Origin of the sequence: Oribacterium sp. C9 (genome assembly GCF_002007235.1) — a bacterium.
Lineage (GTDB): Bacteria > Bacillota > Clostridia > Lachnospirales > Lachnospiraceae > Oribacterium.
In genome coordinates, this window is record NZ_MUHW01000025.1 from 25,378 (window position 1) to 43,769 (window position 18,392).

Annotated in this window: 8 protein-coding genes; 3 read left to right on the forward strand and 5 right to left on the reverse strand. The window is 43.8% G+C overall.

Annotated elements, in window-relative coordinates; genetic code table 11:
• Positions 1-2,172 (forward strand): peptidase domain-containing ABC transporter, encoded by a 2,172-nt coding sequence (locus BXO88_RS13820; protein WP_078038319.1) that lies wholly within the window; start codon positions 1-3, stop codon positions 2,170-2,172.
• 60 nt (positions 2,173-2,232) lie between these two features.
• On the opposite strand, the gene BXO88_RS13825 is transcribed toward BXO88_RS13820, so the two are convergent.
• A complete protein-coding gene (locus BXO88_RS13825) occupies positions 2,233-3,414 on the reverse strand; it encodes a response regulator transcription factor (RefSeq protein WP_078038320.1) in 1,182 nt (393 codons plus the stop codon).
• A 352-nt stretch (positions 3,415-3,766) separates the two neighbouring features.
• On the opposite strand from BXO88_RS13825, the gene budA reads away from it, so the two are divergent.
• The gene (gene budA / locus BXO88_RS13830) at positions 3,767-4,510 is read left to right on the forward strand and encodes an acetolactate decarboxylase (RefSeq protein WP_078038321.1); all 744 of its coding nucleotides are present in this window, start codon (positions 3,767-3,769) and stop codon (positions 4,508-4,510) included.
• A gap of 172 nt (positions 4,511-4,682) precedes the next feature.
• Here budA and BXO88_RS13835 read toward each other — a convergent pair whose 3' ends face one another.
• Together BXO88_RS13835 and BXO88_RS13840 are read right to left on the reverse strand one after the other, a co-directional pair.
• On the reverse strand, positions 4,683-5,927 hold the full coding sequence (locus BXO88_RS13835) for a dicarboxylate/amino acid:cation symporter (RefSeq protein ID WP_078038322.1): 1,245 nt from the start codon (positions 5,925-5,927) through the stop codon (positions 4,683-4,685).
• 194 nt (positions 5,928-6,121) lie between these two features.
• Positions 6,122-7,435: an L-cysteine desulfidase family protein gene (locus BXO88_RS13840; protein WP_139355601.1), complete on the reverse strand. Its 1,314-nt coding sequence runs from the start codon at positions 7,433-7,435 to the stop codon at positions 6,122-6,124.
• Positions 7,436-7,718: 283 nt separating this feature from the next.
• Between BXO88_RS13840 and BXO88_RS13845 the strand changes: the two genes are divergently transcribed.
• Positions 7,719-8,372, forward strand: coding sequence for a GntR family transcriptional regulator (locus BXO88_RS13845; protein ID WP_078038324.1), 654 nt, complete (start codon positions 7,719-7,721; stop codon positions 8,370-8,372).
• Between the two features lie 85 nt (positions 8,373-8,457).
• Here the strand turns inward: BXO88_RS13845 and BXO88_RS13850 are convergent, their stop codons facing one another.
• Both BXO88_RS13850 and BXO88_RS13855 read right to left on the reverse strand, forming a co-directional pair.
• The gene (locus tag BXO88_RS13850) at positions 8,458-15,210 is read right to left on the reverse strand and encodes a S8 family serine peptidase (protein ID WP_078038325.1); all 6,753 of its coding nucleotides are present in this window, start codon (positions 15,208-15,210) and stop codon (positions 8,458-8,460) included.
• Between the two features lie 22 nt (positions 15,211-15,232).
• A complete protein-coding gene (locus BXO88_RS13855) occupies positions 15,233-18,334 on the reverse strand; it encodes an N-acetylmuramoyl-L-alanine amidase family protein (protein ID WP_139355602.1) in 3,102 nt (1,033 codons plus the stop codon).
• Between the last annotated feature and the right edge of the window lie 58 nt (positions 18,335-18,392).

An 18,392-nucleotide genomic window follows, 5' to 3' on the forward strand; every position in this document is an offset into this window, starting at 1 on the left:
ATGGGAATATTCAGTAATCTTATTATTCAAAGAGACGAAAGAGACAGAGACGCGGAGCATAAGGCAGATCTCAATATGACAAATCATCTGGAGACTTCCGGCGCCGATTCTCTTTCTGCTGCCCAAAATATCATCCACTATATCCTAAACAGATACAATATCAGCGCAAAAGCAGTTTACGGATGTGACACTCTGGAGGATATGATGGATCTTATTCTTGATCCTCTGGGAATGATGTATGATGAAGCAGATCTTAAAGATCCTTCTTGGAAAAAAAGAAACGATCTAATGCTGGGGTTTTTATGTGACGGTACAGCCATTGCCCTGATACCTGGCATTTTCGGCTACAAATTCATCAGTTCAAAGGACGGAAAAAAACATCTTGTGACAAATAAGACACCGCTGAAGCAAAAGGCCTATGCGATCTACCGACCTCTTCCCAGTGAGAAGCTTAGTCTCTGGCACCTCCTTATATATATGCTTCATATACTGTCTCCCAGAGATTATATTCTGGTGATGACAGCAAGTATAGCTGTCACCCTCCTCGGACTGGTGATCCCGAAAATGAATGCCCTTGTTCTTAAAGAGGTTGTTCCCAAAGGTTCAGAAGGAATCCCTCTTTTGATTGAACTTGCACTCCTTTTTTCTTTGTCAGGATGCATAAGAAGCGCCATATCTGCCATAAAAGGAATCCTTTTGGGAAGAACCAGAGAACGAATCGCAGGCCAGACTCAGGCCGCCGTTATGGCAAGGCTCCTTCTCCTGTCCCAAAGCTACTTTACAAAATATTCAACGGGTAATCTCGCAAAGCAGATAAGCAACACAAGGAGGCTTTGTGACCAGATTACAGGATTTGTACTGGATTCTCTTTTTACCGCTATTTTCTCTGTGGCCTATATATTCCAGATGCAGGATTTTTCGGCGGTACTGGCATTGCCGGCCCTCACCGTTCTTTTTATACGCTGCATTCTGTCCTTTATTATAGCCTTATACGAAGCAGGTAACGACAGGAACACACTTGCTGCAGAAACGGAATCGGATTCCTTTTTATATACAGCCATAAAAGGAGTGCAGACTGTAAAGGGAAACGGTGCGGAAAGGCGTCTTTATGCCAACTGGGTCAGACGCTACAGCAAAGTTTTAAAGTATGATCTGGACAAGCCCGTGATCTTAAAGCTGGAAGACGTCATAACCGACCTTGTTTCTTCCGTAGGAACGGTGATTCTGATCTCTATGGTGATACCCTTTGGAATCGATGTCACTGACTATCTTGCTTTTATCAATGCTTATGGTCTGATAGTTACCGCATGCTCATCTCTTATGGAATCCTTTGAAAAAATCATACTCATGAAACCCATGGCGGAAACTCTTTCAGATCTCATGAAGGAGCACATAGAGTGTGTAGAGGGAGGAACCTACCTTAGAAATGTCCGGGGAGAGCTAAGGATCGAAAACCTTTCTTTCTCCTATGAAGGCACCGGCAGAAGCTGCCTTAAGGATATTTCCTTCGGAGTAAAAAAGGGCGAAAAAGTTGCGATAGTAGGGGAGAGCGGGTGCGGAAAAAGCACTCTTTTAAAGCTCATACTCGGCGCTCTCAGACCTGATGGCGGAGGAATCTATATCGACGGAAATGAACTCAGTACCATAAACCTGAGATCCTACAGAAAACACGTGGGCTCTGTATTTCAGTTCAGCAGTCTCATGCCGGGCACCATATATTCCAATATCGCCTTTGGTCCCGTACCGGTTTCGAGGGACACTGCTGTGGAGGCTGCCCAAAAAGCGGATATTCTGGATTATATAAACACCTTGCAGATGGGACTGGATACAGAAATTTCAGAATCCGGATCCAAAGGTTTCTCAGGCGGACAAAGGCAGCGTATCCTTCTGGCAAGAGCATTTGCTTCCCATCCCAGCATTCTCCTACTGGATGAAGCAACTTCGGCTCTTGATAATGTCTCTCAGTCAAAGGTCCTCGAGTCCGTATATAAGGAAAAATGTACGGTCGTTATGGTTGCCCACAGACTTTCAACGGTGAAGAAGTGCGACCGCATCATCATGCTTGATGACGGGACAGTCATCGAACATGGAACTTACGACGAACTCATCAAAAAGAACGGCGCCTTCGCAAATCTTGTCAGAAGACAGCAGATGTCAGCATGGTCAGACTAAAGAGTTTTGTCATATATCAGTCAAAGAAGACTTTTCCCCATTAAAAAAACACAGTGGGTATCATAACTTCTTCATCAGCTGGTATCTGCTATTCACATGGAACTTTTCGTAGATATTCTCAACGTGCTTCTTTACAGTGTGGTAACTAATGACCATAGAGGCCGCTATCTCCTTATAGGTATATCCCCTGACCATGAGGCGGGCCACCTTCTGTTCTGTTTTTGTAAGAGCACTGAGACTGGCGATTCCGGCATCCATGGCTACATCTGCCTGTGAGGCAGACTCATGAGTTTCCTTATGTATGGTGATCCAGTGATAGAGATCCACTATACCGTTTGAATAACTCTGTCTGTAATCGTGTATGGTGTAAATATAATTCTTTATGGTCCTGTTATGTACTTCGCTGTGGTCTCCTTCGGAAACTCCAAGAAGGAAAGGAAGCCAGTTACACGGGGTATCAGAGTCAATGCTTCCGAGATTCCCCCCCATCAGCTCTTCAAGTCTTCTCATAGCCTCACTGCTGTGATCAAGTATATGCATGAAGTCATCGGTTATAAGATATGCCTTCTCTCCCGAAGCGATGATTTCCCCCTGTATCTTCGAGATGATCTTTACCTGTTCGTACTTCTTGAAATTCTTGTAAGCCGTGGCTATATAAGAATATATATCCCGGAGATGTTCCACATCTTTGTCGCTAAAGTCTCCCTCTTCCTCATCCCTCAGGAATACCAGCTGAATGTAGGCATTGATACCGAAGGCCATGGTGAGGCTGTAATGGGCCCCGAAATACTTTTCAAGAAAACCAACATGGGCTGAATTCTTATAGTCCAAAACGATGTCTGTTCCACGATACAGTCTCGGTTCAATATCAAAGTAGGTGAGATGATCATTTACAGCATCTTCATATATTTTTTGTCTCACTATATCTTCAGGTTCAAAATACCTATATGGATGGCTATCCCCTTCTATGTCTTTATCTTCATAAGCCGCACTTTTGTCCTGCATGCTCCCGTCAAGTCTCGAACCTCTGTTTATATTTGAAATATTGCCCTCGATCTTTTCAGTCTGGGAAAGGAACTTTCCATGGGTATCGAAATACATGATCACGACCTTGGAAAGCCCGAAATTTCTCTCGAGAGACTCAAGCATAAAGGGATTGAAAAATTCCTGAGATCCGGTCTGGTGCTGTTCCATATCCATGAAAAAATTCTTTTGTCCCGATTCATAGCTGTTTGTAGTCATGTCGAAAATCACTCCTTAATATCTATACGCTTTAAAATACAGCGCATCCTTATAGTAGCATAAAATCAGAAAATACCTTATCGATAAATACAATCAGAAAAAGCGCATCCGTTAAGAGACGCTTGCCCCAATGTCACAACCACTGTCTGATAATCTTACTGTCTGATCTTCACACTTATACTCTGTCAGACCTTTCACCTGTTTAGTCGTGGTTCTTTTTATGTTCAACGAGACCAATGCATATTACCAGTCTTTATTTTTATATTTATGGCTACTAAAATATCTGTATAAGCAAATTCAGGATCGTGAAGAACAAATAACGAGTTACCTGCTCAGAAAGAAAGGGGAAACTATGTCTAATCATAACATGGGAAAATATTATCAGATATCCACATTACAGGCATTGGCGCTTGGATTTTCAAAGTCTGTAGTTACTGTCGAAGAACTGCTTCGTCATGGAAATATGGGGCTCGGAACATTTGAAGATGTGGATGGAGAAATGATAGTTCTGGACGGAAAATGCTATCGCGCAAAGAACAACGGTGATGTGGTTCCCGCGGAGGATGAAAGAGGCGTTCCCTTTGCATCCGTATGCAGCTTTCAGGCGCAAAAGTCAGAAACTGTTGACCGTATGGATACTATAGAACGGCTTAAAGAATGGCTGACTCTTCGGATCGAAGAGGATTTTGGTCTCAATTCCATGTATTCGGTACGAATCGACGGTGAGTTCTCAAAGGTAGATGCAAGATCGGAATCAGGTACCAAGGCCCATCATGTTACACTGAAGGATGCTCTGAGTGTTACACAGAAAGCTTTTATTTTTGAGAACATCAAGGGTACTCTTGTATGTGTGTATTATCCCGATTATATGGATGGGATCAATGCTGCAGGATGGCATCTGCACTTTCTCTCTGAGGATAAAAAACACGGCGGGCATGTGTTTGATCTCAGCCTGACTGATGGAACTGCAAAGTTTTGCAGAGTCACGAGTGTAGAAGTACGCATCCCTGATTCTCCTGCATTTGATACCTATGCACTTAAGAGTGCATCACAGGACGAAATCAAAAGTGTAGAACAGGGAAAGAACAAGAAATGATCATGATCCGTTTCTGATTTTTTCAGATGATAGATATTTTAAACCGAATAAAAATACACCTGCGCATAATATATTATGGCTAAATACAAAGGAGTTCTCCTTCGAGAACTCCTTTTTTAGTGTTGTGTTATACAACGATTATTCAGTTTTTTTCAGATGGCAATAAATTCAATTATGCAATGTTGGCAGCCTTAGCCTTCTTCATCTCATCAGAATGCTCTGTGATTCCATGCTTCTCTGCATATCCTGTAAGGATAAGAGTCAGGGCACCGTCACCTGTTACGTTGCAGGCTGTTCCGAAGGAATCCTGAAGTGCGAAGATAGTAAGCATAAGTGCTGTTCCTGTCTCATCAAATCCAAGTACGCTGATGATAAGACCGAGAGATGCCATAACAGTTCCGCCCGGAACACCAGGAGCACCGATAGCAAATACTCCGAGAAGCAGACAGAAGATGATCATCTTTGATACAGGTGGGAACTCACCGTAGAGCATCTTTGAAACTGCCATAACGAAGAATGTCTCTGTCATAACTGATCCGCAAAGATGGATATTTGCGAAAAGTGGAATACCGAAGCTTACCATATCATCACGAAGTGTAGGCTCTGACTTCTTTGCACACTGAAGTGCAACTGAAAGTGTAGCGGCTGAAGACATGGTACCTACTGCTGTCATGTAAGCAGGACCGTAGTTCTTCAGGATGTTCATGGAATTTCTTCCCGAATAAGCACCTGCGATTCCGTAAAGAAGTGCAAGCCAGATATAGTGTCCTACCATTACGATAAGGATGATCGCAAGGAAGATAGGAAGCTGCTTTGTGATTGATCCTTCGTATGCAAGTGTGCAGAATGTTGTTCCGATAAGGACAGGAAGTACAGGAATAACAAACTTTGTAACGATGCTGAGTACGATGCTCTGGAACTCCTCAAGGATGCCTGTGATGTACTTGCTTGAATTCCATGCTGCTGCAAGTCCTACAAGTACTGAGAAGAACAGTGCTGACATTACAGGCATGATCTGTGGGATATCAAGTGCAAATACAGGTGAAGGTATCTCCTTGAGTCCGTCAACCTCAGGATTGATAGCCATGTGTGGCAGGATAGTGAAACCTGCTGTTGTAGCAAAAAGTGCTGCACCGATGGATGATACATAAGCAATGCAGAGTGCAACCATAAGCATTCTGGAAGCATTGTTTCCGAGTCTTGTGATTGATGGTGCGATGAATCCGATGATGATGAGCGGTACACAGAAGCTGATGAACTGTCCTACGATGTACTTAACACAGACAAGTACATTGAGGATCGCCTGCGATGCAGCACTGCCATCACTTGAATTCAGTGCCAGACCTACGACGATACCTATCGCAAGTGCGCACAATAGTTTAAATGGTAAACTGTGAATAAAGCCTTTCTTTTCCATCCCCTTAAACCTCCGTTAAAAAAGTTTTTTGGCTTTAATGCCAGATTCTTTTGGAACCTGCCACGTACTTTATGTGAACCGAGGGCCGGGCCATCCTTGGATTTTTCATCCCTCCGGACATCGGATCATATATTAATTTCTATTCTCTCTATTTATATTTTAATAAATTATAAGTTATATATCTACTGCTATCTTTACAGGCAGGCACTGACATCTACCTTATCTGTCATGACATTGAGTATTTCCTTGTCTGTAGGCTGCATTCCAACCTTTCCGATATAGCCCATGTTCTTGATGGTCTCTTCTACATCGTCCTCAACTATACCTTCACCCGGCTGGAATGACTTATCATTCATGCTCATGTAATGTGCAAGTATAGCTGCATTGACAGAAGCAGCGATCTTGGCTGCACAGCTTGGCTTCGCTCCATCACATACGATACCGCCGACATTTGCAATGGTGTTTGTTATGGTCTTCGCGATATGTGCATAGTCTCCGCCGCTCATATAAGTGATGGCCGCACCGGCACCGCAGGATGCACTTACTGCTCCGCAGAATGCTGACAGTGCACCGATATAATGCTTGATGTAAATGGATACAAGATTTGAGATGAGCAGTGCACGCATGCGCTTTTCGTCTGAAATGAAAAGTTCCTTTGCGTATACCACTACAGGCATGGTAACTGTGATTCCCTGATTACCTGAACCTGAGTTAATGACTACAGGCATGGGACAGCCTGACATCCTGGCATCGGATCCTGCTGCTGCCGCTGCACATGCACAGGATCTGACATCTCTGCCATAAGCTTCAAGTATGGTCTTTCCTACACTTGCTCCCCATGGATTATCGAGACCTTCCTGGGATATGGCAGAATTCATCTCTATCTGGCGATTCATCATATCCTTAACCTCATTGAGATCCACCTGATTTGCATAATCAAGCAGTCCGCGAAGGGTCATAAGGCTTCTGTCACCGGTGCGGATAGTATCTGAATACTCATTCTTAACGCCGGATTCAAGAAGTGTCTCCCCGTCTCTTTTAATAAGAGAAATATCCGTATGATGCTCGGAGATGATGACCTCCGCATCATGATTCTTTCCCTTTATGATCGCCTGAATATAGAGGTTAGGAACATTCTCCACATAATTGCAGTCACAAAACTTTTCAGCCACCAGCTGTCTCGTCTTCTCTCTGTCCTCGTCTGTTACTCCGGCGATTACCTCCAGCTTCTTATCGGGATCTCCGCCAACCACTCCGAGAGTAGCCGCAACTTCTATCCCTCTCTGTCCGCCTGAATTCGGAACCTTTACACCCTTAACGTTTTTGATCATGTTTCCTGAACAGTTAATAGTGATGTGTACAGGTTCATCATCAAGTATCTTTCTCGCCATAGACGCTGCGTACGCTATAGCTATAGGTTCTGTACATCCCATCGCAGGTATCAATTCGTTGCGAAGGATGTCTGTATAATTATCCATCAGTTCTTTACTGAGTGTTGCCTCTGCCATCATTACCTCCTATACCGCAGGAAACTCCGCTTCATTTCAAAATGCTTCTATGCTTGTCTCATAGAAAAAAATGCGGATGCCCCTTTTCCCACAGTTGAAATTTCTCTATTCATACTACTGATATTATCACTGATATTATCAACTGTCATTTAGGGATTTTAACCAAAAAATCCACTGTAGAATTGGTGGTTATTAAGATTGTCCCAAATGTCAAACTTGTAAATCAAAAAAGCAGCGGTTAAAATTATTATTATATCCAAGACATTAACAAACAGAGGCTGACATGGAACGTAAACCATCTAATTTAAAAGAATATGTTGTTAATTCAATATTGGAGGATATCTATTCATCAGTCTATGCGCCGGGTGATATCCTGAATGAAAAGGCATTGATAGAGAAATACAACTGCAGTAAATCACCGGTTCGTGAGGCACTGCTTTCGCTTTGTGCAGATGGAGTACTGAAAAATATTCCCCGCTATGGATATGAGGTAATTCGTCTCACAAAGGAAGATATATTTGAGATGCTTCAGTTCAGACTGGCAATCGAAGGAGGTATTCTCCGTGAACGTTATAAGAATATAAGCGCTGAAGATTTTGCGGAACTCGAGCGTCTGGATCAGCTTTGCAAGATCAACGATACTGATGCCAGAACACATTTCGAGTACAACATAGGATTTCATATCAAACTGGTGCAGAGCTGTGGCAACATGTACGTTACCGACCAGTTAAAGCAATGCATGGTGAGGCTTAAGCGTGCCTATGCTCAGTTCTACTGGAATCCCAATGTGGACATCATGTTTTCCATGGACACCAGACATCACATCGAAATTCTGGATAATCTGAAAAAGGGAAACATAGATGCCGCTTTAGATGCACTCAGGGCTGATCTCAGCGACTTCGGCGGAACAACCATGTTCTTTACATCCGGAGTGTAAGGTGCTGTATCTTCAAAATACAATATGAAAAAAGGTCGCGGAACCCGGATATACCGGTGCCGCGACCTTTTCAATCATCTATGTATCATCTTACTTCATAACGAAGCAGTGTTCCATCTGACCTTCGGACATCATAACCCTTTGTGGGAAGTATGTCCTCATTATCGGATTGAATTATAAATCTCTGATCACCATTTGAATTGTTATCAAAAGCATCTGATGCCACTTTATTTATCTCAGCAGGAAGCACTGCCTCTGTAAGCCGGTTATTTCTGAAAGCTGCTGATGGAATTTCAGTAAGTCCATCTGTATATCCTTCCATAAAACCATATACATAAAGAGAAGATATTCTGTTGTTCTCAAAGGCAGATTCACCTATCTCTTCCTGTCTCTCAGAGGTTGTAAGGCTCTCAATGAAGTTATCCTTAAAGGCCCTTGCCCCGACATGTGAAGTATACTTTCCGAGCTTAAGCTGCCTTATGGAATTGTTCTCAAAGGCACCTGTCCTCACCTGATGAGTGAGATCGGGAAGCTCCACCTTCCGGAGATCATTGTTCTTGAATGCATATTCATTGATATAAACAAGAGCCGACTGATTTATATCCTGAAGATTGAAGCCAAAGCTTGTGAGTCCGCAGTTCATAAATGCACCGGTTCCTATGGTCTCTATCTTACTTGACAGTGTCAACGAATACAGCGGTATATCATAGAATGCAAAGTCACCTATCGCGGTTATTTTACCGGCACCGTCAATATCGTTCGGAATAGTGACCACACTGTTCATTCCGAGATATCTCCTGATGATTCCGTCCTCTGCCAGAAAATCCTTTTCAGGAGTCTCACGAATCTCGCCGTCATAGCTTGCTTCTCCGTTCACCGTAACAGATACCTGAGTACCTGCTTTATGACGAGCTACAGAAATGTCGAAGAAACCGTCTCCGTTGGCTGTTCCTGTATAGCTGTCATCACCCATATTTACAGAGACCTTTGCACCCGGCACGGCAAAACCAAGGATTTCCGAATCTGATTCAAGTACCGGTGTACGAAGTCTTGCGGAATAGGCATGATAGTAGAACTCTACTACATTGACCTTCTGAAGCTTTATCTCTTTTTTCGTATCAACACTTGTGTAGGAACCTCCCTTGGAGGATACATCCGGGGCCTTGATAGTCACTGTTTCACCCATCTTATAGAACCTGTCTGCAGGTACTGTTCTGTTGATCTCCGTATTGCTGTCTCCGTAATAGTGAAGCTCCCTCAGAACATCCTCATGGTCTCTTGCATTGAGAGCCTTTATTGTCACAACTACAGGATTGATGAGGTACTGATGATCCTTGCTTTCAAGCTCCGTATCCGTGCTTGTGTAAATTCTCGGATAAGTGAACTCCCTCTTGTTGTAGCTTCCGAAGGCATTTTCTTCCACTTCCTTAAGCAGCGGAGCGGAGATCTCCACATCATACATGGATGTGAATGCGCCCTTTGCGATTTTTTCTACCCCGGGGAAATCTCCCAGGAAAGGACTTCCTGCTGCCGCAAATGTATCTGCCTCTATTTCCTTCACTCCTTCGGGACATATGACAGTAAAGGACTGGTCCTGCAGATTAAGCTTCCACTGCTGCGAAAAAGCCCCTGATCCTATTCTTTCAACATTTTCAGGAATCTTAACTTCCGTGAGCATGTTGTTCTTAAAAGCATTGTTCTCAATTTCCGTAAGAGTATCCGGAAGTGTGAGTGTTCTTATCTTTTCATCATCCTCCTTTCCTGTTCCGTTAAAAGCGTCCTCACCTATCTTTAATACCTGAACTCCTCCTATCTTTGACGGAACATTAACGTTTTTGCTCTTTCCGTTGTATTTTGTGATGGTCTGTGTTTCCGCATCAAACTCATATTCATCCTTTTCAGGATCGATGACAGGAGTATCCTCTATGACATCATCCGTCTCGGGATTCTTTTCGGCATCTTCCCCGTAAAGCCATGCTGCCTTGACTCCGTAGGCGCCTGTTGTTGATATGGTGTCAGTTGCAGTGAAGGCGCCGTCATATACGAAGCTGTGGGATATGGCCTTTTTAGAGGCATTTTCATCATAGAGCACTCCCATGCTGTCTGTGATGGAAATATCATCCTCATAGGTCACTGCGATATAAAGCGGCTTATCAGTTCTTATGTTGTACTCGCTGAAATCTATGGTATTCCATTCATTCGGCTTAAGCTCATCATATTCTCTGAAGGGTGCTATCTCTAAAAGGCGTCCCGTACTGTTGTACTGAAGAACTCCGATCTCAATATGCTTTCCGTTGAAATACTGATTATGCACCGCAAAGATTTCTGCGCTCTTAAGCATTGACCCCTTGTATGGTGACTGGAACTTCACCGCGAGACCTCTCACACCGCTGGTAAAGAAGATGGTACCGTAATATCCTTCCGAATCTGTAACAGGATTCACACCATAATCTGTGACTACGCTCTTCATGGCGCCAAGAGGACTGAGCTTCACCGGATCAAGGGTATTTTCACCTTCCTTCAGTGAAACAGTAATTTCCCCGGAAATATATCCATCCTTGAAGAATCTGAGTACATGTTTTCCTGCAAATGCCTCTGTCATGGAGTATGCGCCGGAATCATCAGTACTAAGAAGCTGATACTGATCATCATCGTCTATACGGATGCTTACGCCTGAAAGAGGTTCTCCGTTTTCATCCTGAACCTGTCCCTTGAAGCCTGCCTTTTTAGCTTCCGAAAGCACAAATGCATCCTTTAAGACATTGTCACCCCCGGTGACTTTCACCTTCTTCTCGATTGATTCATGACCGTAAGCGGTGATAAGGAGTGTATATTCCCTTGATGCTCCGTTAACTCCGGCTGTCAGATTCAGGGCGAAGGATCCATCTATCTCTGATGATCTGGTATATGCTCCGGTTTCCTTTACGGTAATGGTAGCAGAAAGAGGAATATGTCCCTCACTGTACAGACCTGCTCCAAGCTTGTTAAGTTCTTCCGTTGAATACTGGTGAAGAGTCTTTTCTTCCGCTTCATTCACTTCTGTGGAAGCTGTATATCTTCTGTCATCGGCGCTCACCTTCTTATCAGGAGCATTTCCGCCTGTTGATCTTGCTTCTTCAAGCTCCTCCTCTGAAAGCTCTCCATCATGATCGGAATCAATAAGTTCATAGAAAAGATCCTCAAAGGAGCCTGCCTTTGTCTTGGTCAGTCTGTACTCTTTTTCATCGTCATTACTGCTTTCCTGCTGATCATCATCTTCTTCATCATTTACATCGGCATCTTCCGCATCTTCCGCTTCCTCCTTTTCATCACTATCCTCTTCTTTGTCGGTTTTCACATTCTTAACAAGCACTGAAGGAGTAGCTTTTTCTTCAGTGTCTGCCTCTTTTTCTTCAAGCTCAGCCTTCTCTTCTGACCTTACAATTTCAGAAGCTGAAGCTATCTTTTCTTTTCCGTATCTCTCGCCTGCAAGCTTTTCAAACTCTATGCTTTTCTTTCCCACGTAGACATTATCCAGATACCAGCCCAGATTGTAGCCGTCGATCCAGACGGTCTGTGATGTTTCCGCACGGAATCTTATGGATACCGTCTGTCCGCTGTAGTCAGCGAGAGACTGCTTTATCTGATGCCATGTGAAGATCTGGTCTCCATCCATGATACGTTCTGAAGGAATAAGTTCAGTCCAGCCTTCAGCCCCTTCAGGCTTTATCTCAACGTAGAAATCAACTCCTGCGCCTGCCATTCCCATACCGGAATAGGAATCAAAATAGAGATAGTCCTTATCCCCTACCTTCACCTCAGGCATAAGAAGATAACTGTCCAGTCCGTTTGAAGCCTTTCCGTTAAGTGTGGTTCCAAAGAGGTGGGTCTTATTCTTTCTCATTCCCTGCCATGCAAGTCTGTAGGAAAGTGTTTTATCCTTAAGCTCCTCGTCAGACATGACATCAACTGTTCCGTATTCCCAGTCATCCACTGCATCATCAGAAAGAGTTCCGTGGGTGAATCCTGACTCTCCTGTTTCGAAGTCATAGCTCACGGAATCCTCATAAGTATCAAAGTCGATCTTCAGTTCCTTTGAATACTCGCTCCTGTTACCGCTCTTGTCATAAGCAGAGACTCGATAGATATAGCTCTTTCCGCTTTCCGCAGTTTCATCATACAGATTCACTCGATAATGAGAGCTTGGCCTGTTCTTATCTTCTCCCTTGTTTATGAACTGAAAATCCGAAAGATTCTGCTCTATCTTCTTCAGTACTCTGAAATCAGCGGATTCTCCATCCGTTTTTCTCTCTATGACATAATGATCCATGTCAGATTCTTCATTGGCAACGAAATGAATTCTCAGTCCCTTGTTTTCAACAGTTCCGCGAAGATCCTGTACCTGTCCCGGTGCAACATCCTCACCTTTCGTGATCTCCAGATTATCAAGATACCAGCCTATGCCTTCATCCGCATCATGTCCGAAAAAGTAAAATCTGATCTGAAGAGGTCTGCCCTCCTTATTTATCTTATCTTCTTCCGGAGTATCCTGATCATCAACATATTTATCGAGAGGTATGGTCACATGCTCCCAGTTTCTCTCTGTTATATCCGGTCTCAGAATAACGTCATAGATATCTTCCCAGTCATCCTCTCTTCCTGTAAAGGATGCCTGCACCTTACTTGTGGATATACCTGTAAATCCGTTATACATGTCGACTGACAGTGTCGGTATGGTCTTTGGATCATCCTTATCTATCACAACTGTTGTGAGATCCACCGGAGGAAGATAAAGGCTGCTGTCCTTACGGCGCTCAAAATACGGATATCCTCCGTCGATTCCTATATAGGTCTTATTATCTGCCCCATCCTTTCCCTTCGGAAATTCCGGTTCCTTAACCGATTCTCTGTGAGAAAGTTCCCAGCATCCGTCTATGATGAAGCCCTTAAGTCCTGTTTCAGCCTTTTCAAAATCCTCAGACCATGGGAAACTTACACCCTTTCTCATGAGGATCTTTTTCTCAGCCTTTACTTTGGTATTCTTATAATCTGTAGCCTCTATGACAATGTTTAACTCCCCGACTGTAAGCTCCTCGGATGGAATCGTATAAGTATATACTCCGTCCTTCTGAGTTCCGGACTTTACAGTCATAAGCTTTTCCTCTGCCTTCGACTCATCCTCTGTCCAGTATTTAAGCTTTGCGGAACGTATGGATATATCATCAGAGATTTCCGCCTTTATTATTAGGTCTCGCCCAACATAAGCTTCATCCTGCATATCCAGCTTCACCACGGGAGCTTCTTTATCTTCACCGGCCTGAAGAACAGTTCCTATGATCCTTGACTGATCTTCACCTGCGATCTTTGCCACCGCATCGTAGACATTGATAAGACCCGCACCGTAAGCAAAGTTGGGCGATTCTGTGAACTGTGAATCCGTAAGAGGCTCTGCTGTTTCCATGATAAGTTCCCTTATCTCTGAAAGCTCATCATATTCCTCTGCCTTTCCGTATTTCTTTGCTGCTGCCTTTATGAGGGCTACGGCTCCTGTCACATGGGGAGCAGCCATGGAGGTTCCATTCCATGACACATAGGTGCCCCTTGAATCAACGGAACGTACCTGAACACCGGGAGCCGCTATCTCCGGCTTCGTAAGGGAACTGTCAAAGGCAGATGGTCCTTTATTCGAAAAGTTGCCGATCTTCTTGTTCCTGTCCACTGCTGCAACGGCGATGACATTGGGATAGTTGGCAGGATTAGAAATAGTGCCTTCCCCCGGAACCTCGCCTGAGGTATTACCGGCTGCAAAAACAGGAATTATACCTGCCTCTTCCCAGGCATCCGTAACATCCTTGAACCACTCGTCTGTATCAGCCGCGCCGCCCCAGGAATTGTTGACTACATCCGGTCTCATCTGAAGCATCCATTCTGCCGCAGCTATAAGATCCGATACTTCTCCTCCGTCAACTCCCATGGCTCTGGCTGTAATAAATCTTGCACCGGGAGCAACTCCTATCCTGTTGGTACTGTTATTTTCAGAGCCTACTATGGTACCTGCCACATGGGTTCCGTGATCGTCAGAAGATGTCTTCTGAGGAGTGCTCGTACCGTCAACGAAGTCTCTGTAGGCACAGCCTTCCCATTTATCTTCCGTAGACGGGTCATCCTCCTTATCCTTGTTCACCTCGCCTGTTGTGGAATCATAATCATAAAAATGTTTTTTCAGAGCAGGAAGATTGTAGTTCGCTCCTCCGTCTATGATTCCCACCACAGTGCCTTTTCCATCGATTCCGAAATCCTCCCAGACCTTGTCTGCATGTATGAGACTGACACCCCATTCGATATCTCTCTCATCAGGTACGAATATTTTTGTCTGCTGGGTCCTCAGCATCCTGTCCATGGGGTCATCCTCAACAGGTTCAATGTTCTCAACATGTCCGTTTGATGTGACTTTGATGACCTCAGGAAGGGATGCGATTTCCAGAATAAGTTTCTTGTCCTTAGTCTTAATATGAATGGCATTGGTGATGTAGAAGGACTCCCACTCCGAGACCTTTGTACTGTCGTTTTCTATCGCCTTTTCTATTATCTCTTTTGCCTTCTTCTGAGATACAGTCGCCTTTTCCGCTCTCGAAAGTCCTGAGTCTTCAGGATTTCTGAATTTGATGAGGACATCATAGGGACTGCTCATTTCACTGAGCAGCGCTTCTGTCTCCTCAATCATTTCAGTATTTTCTTTCTCTTCAACCCTTTTCTCCGCATACGCCCTTACAGGTGCCGCAGTTCCGAAAATTTCGGCAGTCGCCAGCGTGAGAGCCACCCCTCGCGCTGTGAGCCTTTTGATATTTTTACATTTCATACTTCTCGTTTAACCCCTACTATCAGTAACCACCATCGGGCTTTAAAGCCACATCGATATCCACGGTTTTATAACCCGGAATATATACAGTTATGGTATATACAGAATATTTGTCTCCATCCATGACAACAGCTTTGCCAAGTTCCTCTCTGTATGTGTAAAGTGCGAACTTTATCCATTTCTCCTTTGAAGAGTAATTCGAGCATATCTCGCTGTAGCCCTCTATATACACAGGAACCCCTTCACCGGGAGCTGTACCTTTCTTATGGAATACGCCAACGGTACCCTTCAAAATGTCATTAGGAATTTCCTTGTCTGTCACCTTGATATAAACATCTCCTTTTCCCGAAAAAACAGGGATTCCGTCCTGTAACTCGAACTTAGAATAACCATAGTTATCTGTTAATGCCGTCTCTACCGGTGCATCTTCTCCAGTAAACTCAGGCATACTGATACTAAGATCCGCACTCTTGATACCCGGTTTCTTTACTGTGAGATCCGCCTTTCCGTCTTTCACATATTTTGAAAAAGTCTCATATGGAATGCATATCTTGCTGACAAAATTTCTTTCCACCACAGTCAGGCCCTGAAGTTTATCTTCTCCTGCATAGATCTCTACATCCTCAAGAGTCTCACCGTAATTGAGATTTGTTATTCTGAGATAAACAGGCATATCTGGGATGATGGTTCCGGCAAGGATCACTTCCAGTGCCCTGTCCTTTTTATAATCGAGGTCTATGGAAGCTTCATCCTCATCAAGAGGCGCCTTCACCTTAAGCCTGTATTTTATGTCTTCCTCCAATGTCTCTGTCTGAAGAGCATTCTTCGAAATGATGGTTATCTTTTTATCGTTCTCACTTATCCTGTAATCTTCATTCTTTACAAGAATTCTCTCTTCTGCCCCGGTAACATTTTTTGCGAGGCTAAGTTCAAGATCAGAAATCGAGTTCTTATCCAACGAGAAATTGCTTAGAGTTATCACAGGATTCTCCGTCACATAGTACCCCTGATACTTATCTTTACTGAGAGCAGGATCTCTCATCACAGAAAGGTAAACTGTAACCGGCATTACTCCTCTACACTTCAAAGTGAAGCTGACCGAACCCCAGGATATGTTGCTCTTTATAAATTCACTGGGAACTGTGAGTCTGTAAACTCCCTCCTCTTCGGTTTCAGTAAATCCAAGCTGATCTGTTATGTCTGCATCACCCTTTACAAAAACAAGCTTTTTAATATCTTCAGAAGGCACATTTACAAAACTAAGCTCAGTTTCAAAATCCTTCTTTTTTGATACATTTTCATATCTTGGTGAGTATCCTGTTCCACCGTTTTTGAAGCTTACGCTTCTGTCTGTTGTAACGTTTATCTTGGCCTGTAATGCATTTTCGCCATCATATTCCACTGTGAGCCAGAAATAATTTGTGAGTCCAGATGGCATAAAATCCGATACATCTGCACTTGCTTTTCCTGTTGCCGCATCAAATGACAGCTTATCAAGTGTGGTTTTAAATCCACTTGCTCCCGTGATACTTACATCCCTTCCGTCACCTGTGTAATTTGAAAGCTCTATACATAGCTCCTCATCAAAGGCGTATCTATACTCCTTATATGAACCTTCTGACACCGGCTCACGATCCAGTGTGACTTTGATCTTATCCTTTGGTTTCTCCGTTTCCTTTTCCCTAAATCTGATGGTGAAAGTCGGCGTTCCGATATTTTCAAAGGAATCCATCAGTTTTGTCCTTACATCCGAAGGAAGATCCTCATAACCGTTATCGCACTTCACACATATCTCTTTTCCCGGCCCGAAGCTTCCGCTATATCCGTTCCATCTGGCATCAATGGTTATAGTTGTGCCATCATTAGTCTTAAATGTAATAGTCTTTGGGAAGTAAGCCTGATAACTTGAAAGTTCCGCATCTATGTAATCTGTTTCCACTGCCTCAGGCTGAACATATCCTGTGATAGCCCAGTTATCAGGATGCTTCTTATTCTCTGTGTTCTCAGCAGTCGGTTCCTCCTGTGTAGGGTCTTCTGATGTTGGATCTTCCAGTGTCGGCTGTTCCGGCTCTGTAGGATTCTTTGGATCAAAACTGCCTGACTCTGAATTGGAGATCTCTATGGAAAGCGTTACATCATATTTCTTTAACTGATCTTCTATATCTCTGTAGCTTTCATCCACCCGGAAGGACACAGGTCTTGCCTTCATGATACTACCGGAAACCGCATCACCTTGAAGCTCCCAGTCCGTTACTATGGCTGTGGTGAGCTTGCCGTTTGAAAGATAAAAGCTTATTCCGCTGTTCTTTATTTTCTTCTCTATATATTGACGGGTCTTTTTCTCGTCACCCTTGAAGTTAACACACACTGCCCTCAGAGGCTTAATGCCTGTCACTGATACAGCACCACCCTTACGATCATCCTTTTTACCGCCGTTATCACCTGAAGGCTCAGGAGTGTCCTGAGGCTCAGTTTCAGACTCCATGGGTTTTGGATCCGACTTTGTCTCAGACGGCTTTGTTTCAGGTTCCGTCGGTCTTTCTCTCCATCCTGAGCTTCCGCTTCCACCAGACTCACCGGAACCTCCTCTGACCACAGGCTTTCCCAGCTCTACCCTGTTTGCTCCGAGAACTTTTCTCGTTCTGATTCCCTTTCCCTCAACATAATGAACTGTTCCGTCTGTTTCCGACCACTGCCCGTCTTTATTTACAAAATAGTGATCCGGCGTAAAGGTACTTGCCGCCATGACGCCGTTCTGGTCGAAATAATAACAGTAACCGTCTATCCAGTTCCAGCCTGTCATTACCCGCCCTTTTGTTCCATCGCTTATCTCATTCAAAAAGTACCATTTTCCATCTGTATCCAGAAACCATCCCGTATCCATGATTCCGTTCTGGACATTCATATGATATTTGTATCCATCCGGCGCAGTTACCCATCCTGTTATTTTATTTCCAAAGGCATTGAGATATACCCAGTCTTTCCCATCGTATTGAAAACCGATATCTTTAACGATCGAGAACATGCTTCCGGTGTTAGCCGCATTGGAAATCGATGAAAATGGTACACTGACCAAGGACAATGTCAGCATTGCCGTCATTGCCCGATATAATTGCTTTTTCATCTCTACTTAACCCCTTTATTTAATGAGTTAGTGCGCGCTAACCCCAAAAATATAGTAA

Bases quoted from the DNA above. Each gene is read 5' to 3' on its own strand.
- BXO88_RS13820 (WP_078038319.1), top strand. From the start codon at position 1: ATGGGAATATTCAGTAATCTTATTATTCAAAGAGACGAAAGAGACAGA.
- BXO88_RS13840 (WP_139355601.1), bottom strand. From the start codon at position 7,435: ATGGCAGAGGCAACACTCAGTAAAGAACTGATGGATAATTATACAGAC.
- BXO88_RS13835 (WP_078038322.1), bottom strand. From the start codon at position 5,927: ATGGAAAAGAAAGGCTTTATTCACAGTTTACCATTTAAACTATTGTGC.
- budA (WP_078038321.1), top strand. From the start codon at position 3,767: ATGTCTAATCATAACATGGGAAAATATTATCAGATATCCACATTACAG.
- BXO88_RS13855 (WP_139355602.1), bottom strand. From the start codon at position 18,334: ATGAAAAAGCAATTATATCGGGCAATGACGGCAATGCTGACATTGTCC.
- BXO88_RS13845 (WP_078038324.1), top strand. From the start codon at position 7,719: ATGGAACGTAAACCATCTAATTTAAAAGAATATGTTGTTAATTCAATA.
- BXO88_RS13825 (WP_078038320.1), bottom strand. From the start codon at position 3,414: ATGACTACAAACAGCTATGAATCGGGACAAAAGAATTTTTTCATGGAT.
- BXO88_RS13850 (WP_078038325.1), bottom strand. From the start codon at position 15,210: ATGAAATGTAAAAATATCAAAAGGCTCACAGCGCGAGGGGTGGCTCTC.